Genomic DNA, 15470 nt, shown 5'->3' on the forward strand with positions numbered 1-15470 from the left:
TTCAGTTCATCCTGCCTGCAGCCCTGAACTTAAATATAACAAGTTTTGTTTGTTTACTGTTAAGGATTCTCCATGAAAAAACTCGTTTTAGCTACCGCCTTTTCTGCGGTTGCCGCATTTACGCAAGCGCAAACTTTACCTAATCAAAACAGCACAATTCATACTTACGAATTCACTCAAAGCTACGATCTGCAAGTACCGAAAGGTTCGAGCGGCACAACCAAATTGTGGGTGCCGTTACCTTTCAGCAATGACTACCAAAATGTGAAATCGGTCGAATTCGACGGCAACTATCAACAAGCCTACATTACGGAAAACAATCAATACGGCGCAAAAACCTTATTTGCGACCTGGGATAAGGATGCGGTTAAACGCGCTTTAAACGTTAAACTGATCGTTGAAACCAAAGATCGCGAACCGATGAAACAGGGCTTGTTAAAAGATTATCAAGTCCCTGAAAAAATTGAATATTCCGTAGATGTACAGCAATATTTGAAACCGACTTTGCATATTAAAACCGACGGCATTGTGAAACAGTTCGCCGATAAAATTGTGGCTAACGAAGCCAATCCGTTAAAGAAAGCGGCGTTGATTCACCAATGGATCGTAAACAATATGGAACGGGATAATTCCGTATTGGGCTGCGGTAACGGCGACGTAGAAAAAATGCTCGCCGGCGGTGAGTTAAAAGGCAAATGTACCGATATTAATTCCGTATTCGTAGCATTGGCGCGCGCATCCGGTATTCCCGCCCGTGAAGTGTTCGGTATCCGTTTAGGTCAAGCGGTGAAAATGGGCGCATATTCCAAATCCGCTTTCGGTAGTGCGAAAGATAAGGTCGCTAACGAAAACGGCGGGCAACATTGTCGTGCGGAATTCTATTTGGCAGGCTTCGGCTGGGTGCCGGTGGATTCCGCAGACGTGGCGAAATACCGTTTAACGGAGAAAAAATCCGTGGAAGATGAGGGCACGAAAGCGGTTTCCGACTATTTATTCGGTAACTGGGAAGCCAACTGGATGGGCTTTAACCATGCACGGGATTTCAACTTATATCCGATGCCGGAACTCGCCCCGCTCAATAATTTCGGTTATCCCTATGCGGAAGTGGGCGGCGATCCGTTAAATTCTTATGATGCTGAAGAGTTCGGTTATGAATTCACCTCAAAAGAGCTCTAATCGTACTTTTTGGGCGATTTGTGCCACGGCGGTCAGTGCTGCCGTGGCGTCTACGCTCTGTTGCATTGCGCCGCTGATTTATCTGGTCTTCGGTATTTCAAGCGGTTGGCTGGTCAGCCTGAATGAGCTTGCTTTTTTACAGATTCCTATGCTGATGATTTCTTTAGGGGCTTTCGGTTACGGGTTCTGGTTACTGAATTTTTCTAACAAAATTATCTGCACCAAATATCTCTCGCGCAGGACATTGCAAATTTTGTATTGGATTATGGCGATAGTGATTTTGTTCTTTTTAACTTATCCTTATGTACTGCCTTATATTTTGGAACTGACAGAATGAAAAAAACGTTTCTTTTTGTGACCGCACTTTTAACAGCTGCGACTGGTTTTGCGGCGGAACGCAACATCACATTACATATCGAAGAAATGAACTGTCAACTGTGCGTGTATCTGGTGAATAAAGAGCTACGCAATCTTGACGGCGTGGTTTCCACTAAAGCGGATTTTAATACACGTTTAGTGAAAGTGATTGCCGATGAAAAAGTTTCTGACAACCAATTAGTCAAAGCTATTGATAATTTGCATTATCACGCCGTGGTTCAGGAATAGAAAAACGGCTAATCGGATTTCGATTAGCCGTTTTATTCTTATTAAGAATCAAACTTTTCAGTTTCGGTATTATTCGCTTTTACAAAGAAATAAATCATTCCCATAACGACAAAAGCAAAACCGATACTAACAATCCAATAACCGGGTCCAAATGCTGTCGGATTCAATGTCATATAAATCAAAGCCCCGATAGTACATAACACAACGGCAACACGTAGCATTAATTGAATGAACTTATTTTGATTATCTTTTAAGAAATGTTGCGCAAAAAGCATCACCATCATAATGGCAGGGAACAGCACCAGACTTACATTTAAGTGTAGCATACGGAAAGCGAATCCATATTCGGCTAAAGGCACTTCATTTGACGAACTATAAAGGTTTGCTTGGTATTCCTGTAAGAAACCGATACCGGCTACTGTAATGATGATACAAAGCCAAGTGAGTAAAATCCCGGAAAGCGTATATTTTGCACTATTTGATAATTTAATATTATTGATACGTTTACCGAATAATGCGGCAACAATAATGGCTAAACCGCCAAAGAAAAATAATGTACCGATAACAAAGTCCGCTAAATCAATTCCGGCAACGCTTTGTCCGCGCGGCGCATAAAAACCTTGTTCCGTAAAAATATGCGGAATTTGCCAATTCACCCCACAAAAACCTGCTACGACAAGAATCAGTGACATGAGAATTAAGCCTATGGTAGTTACCCATTCCCCCGTGATTTTTAAATGATTGGCGATACCGGTCAAACCTCGACCGTATTTCCAACCGACCATAGATACAATAAGCCCCATCACAGCGATGACAATCATGTCCGAATGCGCGCGCAATAATTGATCGTTCCATTGCGAAACGGTATAGCCAATTTTTGTTGCATACCAGCTATACATTCCCCAAAGATCACCAAAATCAAGCAATACCCCCATGAGATCACCGATTAAAGCGGCAACGATCATGGTTCCTGAGGATGTAACGACTAAATAATAAGAGGTTGTACCGCGTAATTCATCGTTTTTAACCCGAAGTAAACCGATAAATAAAGCGATTAAAATAGCATCTAAGGCAAAAAATGAAATAGTTTGATACCAAAGATAAATTTTGCTTTCTTCCATAGAACGGTTAATGGCACCGCCCGTGATACCGAAGAAAATTGTAATTACCGTACAGTAAAAAATGACTTTTTTATATACCGGGGCAAGATTATAAACTTGAGTTAAACTTAAACATGCAATACCGGCCAAACTTACCGTTAAGCCATGGAAATACATAATACGTGAATAATCTACGGGCGTGTGGCGATCTACGAATATTGAAAACGGATTAGCAATAAATACGCTGCAAAGTGCATAAATGACTAAAGCGACCATAAGCCATTTAATAACTTGCGACCAGCTATACTGACCTAGCCCAAGTGTTTTTTCATTTGGAAGTGACATAAAAACCTCAATAGTATGTAGAAAGTTAATTTAATTCGATTCTCATCAGCCAGTCCGTTTGTTCGTCATCACCCAAACGGAAAATATGTTTATCAAAAATTTCAAGCCCGTTTTTTTTATAAAATTCAATTGCTTTTGAATTATGCTCCCAAACGCCAAGCCACAAATATTTAGCCATTCGTTGTTTTGCAAATTCTAATGCATGTTGGTATAACCGTTTTCCAATTCCCGTTCCTTGGAATTGAGATAAAACGTAAATGCGTTCTATTTCAACAGCATTTAGATCAAAGCTTTCAGTTTGTGCGGTAGAGAAATTGAGTTTCAAATAACCTACGACCTTGTTATTAATTTCAGCGAAGTAAAAGTTTGAATGGGGATTCGCTAGCTCGGACTGTAATTGTTCGGTAGAAAAATGTGCTGCTAAATACACCTCCATATCTTCCGGCGTATTACTATGTGAAAATGTTTCTTTAAATGTTCGAATACTGATTTCTTTTAGCAACATTAATGACGAACTATCGATTGGGTAAATATTCATTGTCTACTTGCCTAGATTGCGAATAAATAATTGCTGTAACTCAGCAAAATATTGATTCAATAATTGAAATTTCTCACTACCGAAATCACTTGCTGTCTGCATCTCAATATTAATAATTTTCGAAGAAAATAAATGGGTTATTTCAGTTCCTTCAGCACTCAATCGAATGATTTTTCCCCGCTTATCTTTTTCATCGGGCGTAAAAGCTAAATAGCCTTTGCGGTCTAATTGTTTGCAGAGAGAGGTTACCGTTTGCTTAGGAAGAGCCCATTTTGTCCCTATTTCTGTCGGCGTGGTTTGTCCGTGTACGCCTAAGTGGTATAAAAAGCGTAACTCATTTAAGGTGAGCCCGTATTCTTTCGCATAATGTGAATAGATTTGTGAAAACTGAGCGGTGAGTTCAGCCAGGGAATCAAAATAGTTCATTACTTACTCCTATATCGTACTTTATATTTTAGTACGATATAGGAGTAAGTCAATATGAGTTTTTAAACAAAATGTGAGTTTATTTTCTATCTCAAGCTTCTTATCTCCTTAAGGTAAGCTGCATTATCATGCGATAGTGCAAAAATAATGTTATATAAGGTAAGCTTCGATGGTTAATCTGTAAGCTTTAAGTAATATTAAGTAAATCTACTCGTAAAGTCGTTTTTATTCATTAAACTGGGCAAAGTTTGCCGTTTGTCCGGTTTGAGAAAAGTTGCGGCGAAAAGCAAATAAATCTAGTCAATAACCTCGTTTTATCCGTTTAGCGATGAAACATTAAGTTAGGAAAGCCGGTTTTAATGATTGCCAAAAAAGAATATTATTATGGATTAGACCAACTCAGAGCGTTGTTAATGTTGATCGGTGTGCTCACGCATGCGGCGTCGGTGATCAGTCCTTTTTATCAATGGAATTATCACAGCGAAAGATATCAAGACGCATTGATTCATAATATTGTTCATGTGACGCACTTTTTCCGGGTTGAAGCGTTCTTCTTAATTGCCGGATTCTTTTCGGCAATGGTGCTGGTCAAAAAGGGTAAGCGTTATTTCTTAAAAGGGCGGTATTTGCGAGTATTAATGCCGTTAGTTTTTTCTATTCTGCTAATCAATTCATTCGAAGTTTGGTTTGTCGTTCATCACAATATCACCGCTTGGGAAAATATCAGTATCGGAAGTTTTATTGTTCATTCTTGGTTTTTATTAACCTTGATGATTATTTCATTGATTTGTTTATTACCGATAGATAAATTTTTCAGTTATTTAAACGGATTTAACGGGTTGGTAAAAGCCGGACTGTTTATTTTTTACATGTATTTGCCGTTCGGCATTAAGTTTGTTCTGAATATGTTTGTATCCATGACGGATCATCCGTTATTTTATTCTTTGTATTCTTATTTTATCGAAAAAACATTGTATTACAGTATTTACTTTTTTATCGGTTATATTATTTATCGTAATGAGGTTTTTCGCGGCTTTTTCAATAAAAAGTCGGTGAAAGCCGTATTATGGGTAATCACGATAGCGGGGTTAAGTTATCAAACTTTGACGGTAAGCGAAGGAAGAGAAAATCTGCCTTTTGTTATGCGGGCGATCAATGTGTTTATTCAGCATGCCTCGGCGATTTCGGTCAGTTTACTATTGTTTGATTTCTTTTTTACCGCCTCTTTTCCGCCTTCCCGAGCCGTTGCGTTTTTTGTACGTTCCGCCATTATCGTGTATTTATTTCATCATCCGGTATTGATCGTATTCGGTTATTATTTTGACGTGCCCGGTATGACGCCGTTTATTTATTTTATGCTATTGGTAACGGTGGGATATTTGCTGTCTTTTATTAGCTATCTGATTGTTAACGGCACGAGATTTACCCGTTTTATGTTCGGATTGAAATAGGAACGGCTTACTTCCAAGCGGCTCCGTAATTTAACTTTCAAATGCGGGAATATAAGCGGATTGGCAAATACCGAACTGCATGATTTCCCGCAAAAATCCTGTTCATTCCCCCTGTTTTACGCTATCCTATACCCCATTTTTTAAATACCAATTCACCGCCGAAGTGCGGTCAAAAATTCGTTATTTTTTAAGGTAATACTATGCAAGAACAATATCGTCCCGATTTGATTGAAGCCGAAGTGCAAAAATATTGGCAAGAGAACAAAACCTTTAAAGCGATTAAAGATACCAATAAAGAAAAATATTATTGTCTTTCCATGTTGCCGTATCCTTCAGGCCGTCTGCACATGGGGCATGTGCGTAATTACACTATCGGGGATGTGGTTTCCCGCTATCAGCGGATGATCGGAAAAAATGTGTTGCAACCGATGGGATGGGATGCATTCGGTCTTCCGGCGGAAGGGGCCGCGGTGAAAAACAATACCGCACCGGCGAAATGGACTTACGAAAATATCGAATACATGAAAAACCAGTTAAAGGTGCTGGGCTTTTCTTATGATTGGGAGCGCGAAGTCACTACTTGCCGTCCCGAATATTATAAATGGGAACAATGGTTTTTCACCGAGCTTTATAAAAAAGGTTTAGTGTATAAAAAAACGTCGGTAGTGAACTGGTGTCCGAACGATGAAACCGTACTTGCCAACGAGCAGGTTCACGAAGGCTGTTGCTGGCGTTGCGATACACCGGTGGAGCAACGGGAAATTCCGCAATGGTTTATTAAAATAACCGATTATGCCGAACAATTATTAGGCGGTTTGGATACGCTTCCCGAATGGCCGGAAATGGTAAAAACCATGCAACGCAACTGGATAGGTCGTTCCGAAGGGGTGGAAATCACCTTTAAAATTGAAAATTCGGATGAAACCGTAGCGGTTTATACCACCCGCCCGGACACTTTCTATGGGGTATCTTATATGGCGGTGGCGGCAGGTCATCCGCTGGCGGAACGTGCGGCTCAAAATAATCCCGATTTAGCGAAATTTATTCAGGAATGCAAAAATACTAAAGTGGCGGAAGCGGAACTTGCCACCATGGAGAAAAAAGGGATGGCTACCGGCTTGAACGCCGTTCATCCGATTACTGGTAAACCGGTACCGATTTGGGTGGCGAACTTTGTATTAATGCATTATGGTACGGGCGCGGTAATGGCGGTGCCGGCGCACGACCAACGCGACTTCGAATTTGCCACCAAATACGATTTGCCGATTAACCAGGTTATTGCGCCGGTGAACGGTGAAGACATCGATTTAAGCAAAGCGGCGTTTACCGAACACGGTAAGCTGGTTAATTCGGCGGAATTCGACGGTTTGGATTTCGATGCGGCATTTAACGGCATTGCGGACAAATTAGAACGAATGGGTGCAGGTAAACGTCAAGTGAATTATCGTTTACGCGACTGGGGCGTGTCCCGTCAACGTTACTGGGGGGCGCCGATTCCTATGCTGACGCTGGAAAACGGCGATGTGGTGCCGGCTCCGTTACAGGATTTGCCAATCGTTCTGCCGGAAGATGTGGTAATGGACGGCGTGAAAAGTCCGATTAAAGCGGATCCGGACTGGGCGAAAACCACCTATAACGGTCGGCCGGCGTTAAAAGAAACCGATACTTTCGATACCTTTATGGAATCTTCCTGGTATTATGCGCGTTATACTTGCCCGCAATATCACGAAGGTATGCTGGACAGCGAAGAAGCCAATTACTGGTTGCCGGTGGATCAATATATCGGCGGTATCGAACACGCCACCATGCATTTGCTTTACTTCCGTTTCTTCCACAAACTGCTGCGGGACGCAGGCTTGGTTTCGACGGATGAACCGACTAAAAAACTGCTTTGCCAAGGAATGGTGTTAGCGGACGCCTTCTATTACACCAGCCCGACTAACGAGCGTATTTGGGTGTCACCGACTAAAGTGACGCTGGAACGCGACGAAAAAGGCCGTATCGTTAAAGCGTTAGATGATGAAGGGCGCGAACTGGTACACGCCGGTATGACCAAAATGTCGAAATCCAAAAACAACGGTATCGACCCGCAGGAAATGGTGGAAAAATACGGCGCCGATACGGTACGTTTATTTATGATGTTCGCCTCTCCTGCAGAAATGACTCTTGAATGGCAGGAGTCCGGTGTGGAAGGTGCCAAACGTTTCTTAGGCCGTTTATGGAATTTAGTGTTCGAATATAATAAAAATCCGGCAAAAACTGCGCTAAATCCGACCGCACTTTCCGGCGTACAAAAAGCCTTGCGCCGCGGTGTCCATAAAACCATTGCGAAAGTGTCCGACGATATCGGTCGCCGCCAGACCTTTAATACGGCGATTGCCGCAATCATGGAATTAATGAATAAATTAACCCGTGCGTCATTAGCCGGCGAACAGGATCGTGCAATTATGGGCGAAGCCTTAAGTGCGGTGGTGCGCATGCTTTACCCTATTACCCCGCACGTCTGTTTCCAATTATGGAAAGAGCTGGGTAACGAAGATGTCATCGACTTTGCGCCGTGGGTTCAGGCGGACGAAGCGGCAATGGTGGAAGAGGAAAAGCTGGTCGTGGTGCAGGTGAACGGCAAAGTCCGCGGTAAAATTACCGTGCCGGCGGATATGGCGGAAGACGACATTAAACAAGCCGCCCTTGCGGACGAAAACGTGCAAAAATTCCTGAGCGGATTAAATATCGTAAAAACCATCTATGTGCCGGGTAAATTGTTCAGCTTTGTGGCGAAATAAAATACGAAATCGGCGGGCGGGCTTGTCCCGCCGCTATGTTCACAGGAAAATGGGTATGAAGTGCTCAAATATCGTAAAAAACTGCCTGATTTTGACCGCACTTTCCGGCTGTGCAACGAGTTCGGATTTTGCCAATCCCGCTTGGCGCCCGTTTAAAGATATTGACGGCAGCGTTCGGGAAATCAGTTTTTATAGCTGGAAAGTATTGGAAACGAAAGACGGAAAGCATGTAGAACGAGATTCCCATGTAGCTTACCTCGCCAAGCCTTTGGGCGAAAATCTTAAAGCCAAACAAAAAATCGGCGAAATGTATCCGCTGGGGCAAGCGGGCGAAAATAGCGCAATGGCGACTATTTTTCTTTTGGACGGAAAGTCATTGAATATTTATGACGAACCGGCCGTGAAAGCGTTAGCACAGGCGAAGACCTTCGATTTCTATGAGTTTGGCGGAATGCGGTTAAGTCATGCCAGATTTACGGCGAAAAAAGCGATTTGCCGGGATTTTAAAGGCAAAACCGGGGTGGATTTGCTGATGACGACTAATTATTACCCGCGCAACAGTTTCACCGATTTTTATACCGCATTGATTAATGTCAATCTGCGCCGTGACAATGCACCGAAAGAGATCGGCTATACGCCGAGTTTCACCGGTTCCGATACGACTTTGCAACATGAATTGAAAACCGAGGAAGCCAAACAGGGCAAAAATATTGCGCTATTGAATATTCAGGAAAAAGCCAGTATTTTATTCAATATTATTTGTAAATAGAGATGAATTCTATGTCTAAACATATCAAAAAAGCTTTATTTTGGGCCGCACTTTTCAGCCTTTCCGCCTGCGGTTTTCATTTTCAAACCGGACAGTTAGTGCCCAAGGAATTGCAAACGTTAACCTTTGAAAGTAGCGATCCTTACAGCGATATGTCTATGGCGATGCGCAGACAGTTGCAGCTGAACAATATAAAACTGGTGGATGCCGCGGAAAATGTGCCGGTGCTGAAAATTACTAAAATAAGTTCGAATGACGAAGTGGTGTCGGTGTTCAAACAAGGGCGCGAAGCGGAAAAAATGCTGATGTTGGATGTGAACGCCACCGTTCGTTTCCCGCATAAGGAGGCTTACCCGATTTCCACCCGAGTTAACAGAACCTTCTTTGACAATTCCCGTGCGGCGTTGGCGAAATCTTCCGAAAAAGAAATTATGTGGCGCGATATGCGCGAACAGGCGGCTCGTCAGCTGCTCTCCAAAATGGTGGCGTTGCAACATCAAGTGGATCACAAACCGGCTTCCGAGACAAAATAATGGCTTTAACCCGTATATTCCCCGAACAACTGGCCAGCTCGCTAAGTCAACGCTTAGCGAGCCTTTATTATTTGGTCGGGCAGGATCCGCTATTGTTGACGGAAAGCCGGGATTTGATAATTAAAACCGCCACGGCGCAGGGCTTTGACGAGCGCCGGGAGGTGACGGTGGATAACGCCACGGATTGGATTGATTTGCAGGAACGCTGTCAGTCACGGGGATTATTTTTTAACAAGCAAATCATCAGTTTAATTTTACCGGAAAATCTGACCGCACTTTTGCAGAAAAATCTGGCGGAATTCATGGCGGTGTTAAATGAAGACGTGTTGTTGATTGTGCAATTCGTCAGAATTTCCAAATTATTTGAGAAAAGTGAGTGGCATAAACGGGCGTTGAACTATGAGACGTCGATTGTACAGGTGAATTGCCAAACGCCGACGGCCGAACAGTTGCCGCGCTGGGCGGCGAATCGGGTAAAAGCCATGGGATTGACTGTCGGGCAGGATGCACTGCAGTTATTGTGCTACAGTTATGAAAACAATCTGCTGGCAATGAAGCAGGCGTTAGAATTACTGGCGTTATTGCATTCGGATAAAAAACTCACTTTTGAACGGGTACAGAAAGTGGCGGAACAATCTTCGACTTTCACGGCTTTCCAATGGATTGATGCCGTGTTAGCAGGTAAAGAAGCGCGCGCCAGACGGATTTTGAACGGTTTGCGGGCGGAGGATGTTCAACCGGTCGTGTTGTTGCGGACATTACAGCGCGAATTGATGACTTTATTGGAACTGTCCAAACCGACACAGCGTTTTAACGGCATTGATGAGCCGTTGCCGGTAGTTCAACTCCGTGAAGGATTCGATCGTCTTAAAGTCTGGCAAAACCGCCGAAACCTTTATTTGCTGACCTTTCAACGCCTGACCTATCGCAAACTGTATCGAATCATCCAACAACTGGCGGATTTGGAACGCACCGCAAAACTGGATTTCGGCGCCGATATCTGGGATAGACTGGCGGATATTTCGGTGAAAATTGCATTGGGAAAATAATGACCGGTAAGTAAGTGCGCTATATATTTCCCTTACATTTAACCCGCAGTTGAAATTTTCAAAAATTTTGATAAAATCGACCGCACTTTTTATTGGTATATCAATAAAAAACTGTTCGGACGAAGGTAGCTGGAGAGTGAAGAATCGACTTCACACCGAAGAAGCAAAATCTTTCAGGTGCGACATTTGTTGCGGGGACTGTTACTGGACGAACCCTTGGAGAGAGCCGTTCGCATTTTATGCGTGGACGCCGAAGGCGAAAAAGTGGTGACACTTGAAACGCTCAGGCAAAAGGACAGGGGCAAGAGATTCTATCACCTATCATTTTTATCTCTTCTGCCTTTGTATTTTTCAATTTTCAGGAATTTACAAATGGAATCAATTTTATCTGCTATCGACTCCTTTATCTGGGGACCGCCTTTACTGATTTTGTTATCCGGTACCGGTTTGTACCTCACGTTGAGATTAGGTTTTATTCAATTTCGTCATTTACCGCGGGCTTTTGTGTATATGTTTAAACGCGAAGGCGACGGGGCGGGCGATGTTTCCGCTTTCGCCGCACTTTGTACCGCTTTATCCGCCACTATCGGAACGGGGAATATCGTCGGGGTGGCGACAGCGATTAAAGCGGGCGGACCGGGCGCTTTATTCTGGATGTGGCTGGTGGCATTGCTGGGAATGGCAACCAAATACGCAGAAGGCTTGCTGGCGGTGAAATATCGTGTACGCGATAAGAACGGTTTTATGGCGGGCGGACCGATGTATTATATCGAGAACGGATTAGGCATAAAATGGCTGGCGAAAATGTTTGCGATTTTTGGTGTTTTAGTGGCGTTCTTCGGCATCGGAACTTTCCCGCAAATTAATGCGATTACTCATGCCATGCAGGATAGTTTTAATGTGCCCGTTGTAGTTTCGGCGGCGGTGATGACGGTCTTAGTGGCATTAATCATACTGGGCGGAGTGAAACGGATTGCTTCGGTATCGACTTTAATCGTACCGTTTATGGCCGTGCTGTATGTGGTTACTTCCGTGGTTATTCTGATTATCAATGCGGATAAAATACCGGCCGCTTTAGCGTTGGTTATCGAAAGCGCTTTTAATCCGGAAGCGGCATTAGGCGGTGCATTGGGAATTACCGTCATGCGGGCTATTCAATCGGGGGTTGCGCGCGGGATCTTCTCTAACGAATCCGGTTTGGGGTCGGCGCCTATTGCGGCGGCGGCGGCGCATACCAAAGAACCTGTACGTCAGGGGTTGATTTCTATGACGGGAACATTCCTGGACACCATCATTGTGTGCACTATGACCGGTTTGGTATTGGTTATTACGGGCGTGTGGAATTCCGCAGCGGAAGGTGCGGCGGCAACGAATGCGGCATTCTCATTAGGATTGGGTACGCAGCTGGGGGCGACGGTTGTGACGGTAGGGCTGTTGTTCTTCGCTTTCACCACGATTTTAGGCTGGTGTTATTACGGTGAACGTTGTTTTGTGTATTTATTCGATATTCGCGGCATCAAAATCTATCGTTCTATCTTTATTTTATTAGTGGCTTGCGGTGCATTCCTGAAGCTGGATTTAATCTGGATCTTGGCGGATATTGTGAACGGTCTAATGGCGTTCCCGAATTTAATTGCGTTAATCGGCTTGCGTAAAGTAATTGTGGAAGAAACCCGGGATTACTTCCGTCGTCTATCTCATGCCGATTTTGACGAAGAAGTCTAAAAGTGCGGTCATAAAAAGCAACGTTTTTTAATGTTTGTGAATAGTCGAGCCAAAAATAAACTGAATTTTAAGCTACGGTATTTATCGTGGCTTTTTTTATAGCGGAATGTTTACATTTCGAAAAAATAACTTATAATTCCGAAACGAAACTTTTGAGGCAAGCTTTAGCAATGGAAACGATAAAACGAAATTCTCCCGTACGTAATACGCAGCAACGCCGTCACGCCATTATGCAGTTGTTGCAGGAACGGGGAGAAGTCAGTGTCGAGCAGTTAGTACAGCTTTTTGATACGTCCGAAGTGACTATCCGTAAAGATTTGACCGCACTTGAAGCTAACGGTTTCTTGGTTCGACGTTATGGCGGGGCGATTTTAATGCCAAAAGATTTCATTGACGAATCACAGGATGAGAACCTTTCGAAACGAAAGTTGTCTATAGCGAAAGCGGCAGCTGAAAGGATTAAAGATCACCACCGCATTATTGTTGACAGCGGCAGTACGACGGCAGCCCTGATCAAGCAGTTGAACAGTAAACAGGGGTTGGTGGTGATGACTAATTCTTTGTCTGTAGCAAGCGAACTGCGTTCACTGGAAAACGAACCGACTTTGTTGATGACCGGCGGTACTTGGGATACGCGCTCGGAATCTTTTCAAGGGAAAGTAGCGGAGCAGGTGTTGCGTTCTTACGATTTCGACCAGCTTTTTATCGGAGCGGACGGTATTGATATGGAACGCGGTACGACCACTTTTAACGAGTTGGTGGGCTTAAGTCAGGTCATGGCGGAAGTGAGCCGCGAAGTGATCGTGATGGCGGAAAGCCAGAAATTCGGGCGTAAGATGCCGAATTTAGAATTAAACTGGACGCAGATTGACGTGCTGGTCACGGACGATTTGTTGTCGGATAAAGATAAAGCAATTATTGAACGGCATAACGTCGAAGTCATTGTGGCAAAATAATAAACAGGTTTACATTTAACCATTTAGTGGGGAAGTCCCACGGCAACTAAGAGGAAAAACTTATGTGTGGTATTGTTGGTGCGGTAGCGCAACGTGATGTGGCGGAAATTTTAGTCGATGGTTTACATCGTTTAGAATATCGCGGTTATGATTCGGCCGGTGTAGCGGTATTGAATAATACGCATGAAATGCAAATTGTTCGCCGTGTCGGCAAAGTAAAAGCCTTGGATGACGCTATTGCGGAAAAACCTTTATTGGGCGGAACCGGTATTGCACACACTCGCTGGGCGACTCACGGCGAGCCGACTCAAGCCAATGCGCATCCGCATCGTTCGGATAAAATTGCTGTGGTGCATAACGGTATTATCGAGAATTATGAAGAATTAAAAGTCGTGTTACAGGAACGCGGTTATGAATTCCAATCTCAAACAGACACGGAAGTTATTGCCCACTTAGTGGAATGGGAGCTTCGTTCGGCCGGTAGCCTATTGGAAGCGGTACAGAAAACCGTGGTTCAGTTACGTGGCGCTTACGGTACGGTCGTCATGAACCAAGACGAACCCGAACATTTAATCGTTGCCCGTTCAGGCAGTCCGTTAGTGATCGGTTACGGCGTAGGTGAAAACTTTATCGCCTCCGATCCGTTGGCATTATTAAGCGTCACCCGTCGTTTCGCTTATCTTGAAGAGGGCGATGTCGCCGAAATTACCCGTAAATCCGTACAAATCTATACTCGCGAAGGTCAAAAAGTAGAACGCGAAATTCATGAAGGTAACTTTGAAGCGGATGCGGCGGACAAAGGTCCTTATCGCCATTACATGCAGAAAGAAATTTTTGAACAACCGGTCGCTATTATGAATACTTTGGACGGTCGCATTAAAGACGGTAAAGTGAATATTGAAGCCATCGGGCCGAATGCTGCCGATATTTTAGCCAAAGTGGAACACGTTCAAATCGTGGCTTGCGGTACTTCGTATAATGCGGGTATGGTGGCGCGTTACTGGTTTGAGTCCATTGCCGGTGTAAGTTGCGATGTGGAAATCGCTTCGGAATTCCGTTACCGTAAATTCGTAACCCGTCCGAACAGTTTGTTGATCACCCTTTCGCAATCCGGTGAAACGGCGGATACCTTGGCGGCCTTACGTTTGGCAAAAGAATCCGGTTATATGTCCGCGATGACAATTTGTAATGTGGCGAGTTCTTCATTAGTTCGCGAATCGGATTTCGCATTCCTAACCCGTGCGGGGGTGGAAATCGGTGTGGCGTCAACCAAAGCCTTTACCACCCAGTTAACCTGCATGTTGCTGTTAAATGCGGCAATCGGTCGTTTGAAAGGTCATTTGACCGAAGAACAGGAACACCACATTATTCAATCGTTGCAGCGTTTACCGGCTCAAATCGAAAGCGCATTGGTATTTGATAAGCAGATTGAAAAATTATCGGAAGATTTCGCGGAAAAACATCACACCTTGTTCTTAGGTCGCGGCGAATATTATCCGATCGCCATGGAATCCGCGTTAAAATTGAAAGAAATTTCATATATTCATGCGGAAGCCTATGCAGCGGGCGAGTTAAAACACGGTCCGTTGGCGTTAATCGACAGCGAAATGCCGGTTGTGGTAGTAGCGCCTGAAAACGATTTATTGGAAAAAGTAAAATCCAATATCGAAGAGGTGCGTGCCCGCGGCGGTCAGTTGTATGTATTCGCCGACAGCGATGCCGGTTTTACCGATGCCGATAATTTTAAAACTATCGTATTACCGAAAGTGGATGAAGTGACCGCACCGATTTTTTATACCGTGCCGTTGCAATTACTTTCTTACCACATCGCGTTAATCAAGGGTACCGACGTTGACCAACCGCGTAACCTGGCGAAAGCGGTAACGGTGGAATAATCCGTAAAAATTGATGATAATTTGACCGCACTTTATAAAGCGCGGTCTTTTTTACGGGATTTTTATTGTCAAATTAATCGGAATTGCCTAAACTACGCTCCGATTCTCCAGCGGGGAA

At 43.9% G+C, this 15470-nt stretch carries 14 protein-coding genes and 1 riboswitch; of the genes, 11 read left to right on the forward strand and 3 right to left on the reverse strand.

Features of this window, described 5'->3' with window-relative positions; genetic code table 11:
- The first annotated feature begins 72 nt into the window (after positions 1–72).
- Genes ASUC_RS03820 through ASUC_RS03830 form a run of 3 tightly spaced genes read left to right on the forward strand, consistent with a single transcriptional unit; the run spans position 73 to position 1782 of the window.
- Positions 73–1176 (forward strand): transglutaminase-like domain-containing protein, encoded by a 1104-nt coding sequence (locus tag ASUC_RS03820; RefSeq protein ID WP_012072487.1) that lies wholly within the window; start codon positions 73–75, stop codon positions 1174–1176.
- Entirely contained in the window at positions 1151–1513 is a 363-nt protein-coding gene (locus ASUC_RS03825) for a mercuric transporter MerT family protein (protein ID WP_012072488.1), read from the forward strand. The genes ASUC_RS03820 and ASUC_RS03825 overlap by 26 nt, the downstream gene beginning before the upstream one ends.
- Positions 1510–1782, forward strand: coding sequence for a heavy-metal-associated domain-containing protein (locus ASUC_RS03830; RefSeq protein WP_012072489.1), 273 nt, complete (start codon positions 1510–1512; stop codon positions 1780–1782). Before ASUC_RS03825 ends, ASUC_RS03830 begins: the two co-directional genes overlap by 4 nt.
- 41 nt (positions 1783–1823) lie before the next feature.
- On the opposite strand, the gene ASUC_RS03835 is transcribed toward ASUC_RS03830, so the two are convergent.
- Genes ASUC_RS03835 through ASUC_RS10980 form a run of 3 tightly spaced genes read right to left on the reverse strand, consistent with a single transcriptional unit; the run spans position 1824 to position 4191 of the window.
- The gene (locus ASUC_RS03835) at positions 1824–3227 is read right to left on the reverse strand and encodes a hypothetical protein (protein ID WP_012072490.1); all 1404 of its coding nucleotides are present in this window, start codon (positions 3225–3227) and stop codon (positions 1824–1826) included.
- Positions 3228–3252: 25 nt separating this feature from the next.
- Positions 3253–3765 (reverse strand): GNAT family N-acetyltransferase, encoded by a 513-nt coding sequence (locus ASUC_RS03840; RefSeq protein ID WP_012072491.1) that lies wholly within the window; start codon positions 3763–3765, stop codon positions 3253–3255.
- Positions 3766–3768: 3 nt separating this feature from the next.
- Positions 3769–4191 (reverse strand): MarR family winged helix-turn-helix transcriptional regulator, encoded by a 423-nt coding sequence (locus tag ASUC_RS10980; protein ID WP_012072492.1) that lies wholly within the window; start codon positions 4189–4191, stop codon positions 3769–3771.
- Positions 4192–4550: 359 nt separating this feature from the next.
- Between ASUC_RS10980 and ASUC_RS03850 the strand changes: the two genes are divergently transcribed.
- The 8 genes from ASUC_RS03850 to glmS all read left to right on the forward strand — a co-directional run bounded on the left by ASUC_RS03850 (position 4551) and on the right by glmS (position 15352).
- Positions 4551–5642 carry an acyltransferase family protein gene (locus tag ASUC_RS03850; protein WP_012072493.1) on the forward strand — a complete coding sequence of 364 codons (1092 nt, stop codon included), beginning with the start codon at positions 4551–4553 and terminating at the stop codon, positions 5640–5642.
- A gap of 200 nt (positions 5643–5842) precedes the next feature.
- The gene (leuS, locus tag ASUC_RS03855) at positions 5843–8425 is read left to right on the forward strand and encodes a leucine--tRNA ligase (protein ID WP_012072494.1); all 2583 of its coding nucleotides are present in this window, start codon (positions 5843–5845) and stop codon (positions 8423–8425) included.
- A gap of 55 nt (positions 8426–8480) precedes the next feature.
- Positions 8481–9194 carry a hypothetical protein gene (locus tag ASUC_RS10985; protein ID WP_012072495.1) on the forward strand — a complete coding sequence of 238 codons (714 nt, stop codon included), beginning with the start codon at positions 8481–8483 and terminating at the stop codon, positions 9192–9194.
- An 11-nt stretch (positions 9195–9205) separates the two neighbouring features.
- Positions 9206–9727: an LPS-assembly lipoprotein LptE gene (locus ASUC_RS03865; protein ID WP_041834606.1), complete on the forward strand. Its 522-nt coding sequence runs from the start codon at positions 9206–9208 to the stop codon at positions 9725–9727.
- Positions 9727–10776, forward strand: a complete 1050-nt coding sequence (gene holA / locus ASUC_RS03870) for a DNA polymerase III subunit delta (protein ID WP_012072497.1) — start codon at positions 9727–9729, stop codon at positions 10774–10776. The genes ASUC_RS03865 and holA overlap by 1 nt, the downstream gene beginning before the upstream one ends.
- A gap of 206 nt (positions 10777–10982) precedes the next feature.
- Positions 10983–11085, forward strand: a riboswitch (glycine riboswitch).
- 63 nt (positions 11086–11148) lie between these two features.
- A complete protein-coding gene (locus tag ASUC_RS03875) occupies positions 11149–12501 on the forward strand; it encodes an alanine/glycine:cation symporter family protein (RefSeq protein WP_012072498.1) in 1353 nt (450 codons plus the stop codon).
- Positions 12502–12671: 170 nt separating this feature from the next.
- Positions 12672–13457 carry a DeoR/GlpR family DNA-binding transcription regulator gene (locus ASUC_RS03880; RefSeq protein ID WP_012072499.1) on the forward strand — a complete coding sequence of 262 codons (786 nt, stop codon included), beginning with the start codon at positions 12672–12674 and terminating at the stop codon, positions 13455–13457.
- Positions 13458–13519: 62 nt separating this feature from the next.
- On the forward strand, positions 13520–15352 hold the full coding sequence (gene glmS / locus ASUC_RS03885; protein WP_012072500.1) for a glutamine--fructose-6-phosphate transaminase (isomerizing): 1833 nt from the start codon (positions 13520–13522) through the stop codon (positions 15350–15352).
- Positions 15353–15470 lie beyond the last annotated feature (118 nt).

This window comes from Actinobacillus succinogenes 130Z (genome assembly GCF_000017245.1).
In the GTDB taxonomy this organism is placed as follows: Bacteria; Pseudomonadota; Gammaproteobacteria; order Enterobacterales; family Pasteurellaceae; genus Exercitatus; species Exercitatus succinogenes.

Coding starts and splice junctions, on each gene's coding strand:
- ASUC_RS10985 (WP_012072495.1), top strand. CDS start 8,481: ATGAAGTGCTCAAATATCGTAAAAAACTGCCTGATTTTGACCGCACTT.
- ASUC_RS03875 (WP_012072498.1), top strand. CDS start 11,149: ATGGAATCAATTTTATCTGCTATCGACTCCTTTATCTGGGGACCGCCT.
- ASUC_RS03825 (WP_012072488.1), top strand. CDS start 1,151: ATGAATTCACCTCAAAAGAGCTCTAATCGTACTTTTTGGGCGATTTGT.
- ASUC_RS03850 (WP_012072493.1), top strand. CDS start 4,551: ATGATTGCCAAAAAAGAATATTATTATGGATTAGACCAACTCAGAGCG.
- ASUC_RS03830 (WP_012072489.1), top strand. CDS start 1,510: ATGAAAAAAACGTTTCTTTTTGTGACCGCACTTTTAACAGCTGCGACT.
- ASUC_RS03840 (WP_012072491.1), bottom strand. CDS start 3,765: ATGAATATTTACCCAATCGATAGTTCGTCATTAATGTTGCTAAAAGAA.
- glmS (WP_012072500.1), top strand. CDS start 13,520: ATGTGTGGTATTGTTGGTGCGGTAGCGCAACGTGATGTGGCGGAAATT.
- ASUC_RS03835 (WP_012072490.1), bottom strand. CDS start 3,227: ATGTCACTTCCAAATGAAAAAACACTTGGGCTAGGTCAGTATAGCTGG.
- ASUC_RS03880 (WP_012072499.1), top strand. CDS start 12,672: ATGGAAACGATAAAACGAAATTCTCCCGTACGTAATACGCAGCAACGC.
- leuS (WP_012072494.1), top strand. CDS start 5,843: ATGCAAGAACAATATCGTCCCGATTTGATTGAAGCCGAAGTGCAAAAA.
- ASUC_RS03820 (WP_012072487.1), top strand. CDS start 73: ATGAAAAAACTCGTTTTAGCTACCGCCTTTTCTGCGGTTGCCGCATTT.
- ASUC_RS03865 (WP_041834606.1), top strand. CDS start 9,206: ATGTCTAAACATATCAAAAAAGCTTTATTTTGGGCCGCACTTTTCAGC.
- holA (WP_012072497.1), top strand. CDS start 9,727: ATGGCTTTAACCCGTATATTCCCCGAACAACTGGCCAGCTCGCTAAGT.
- ASUC_RS10980 (WP_012072492.1), bottom strand. CDS start 4,191: ATGAACTATTTTGATTCCCTGGCTGAACTCACCGCTCAGTTTTCACAA.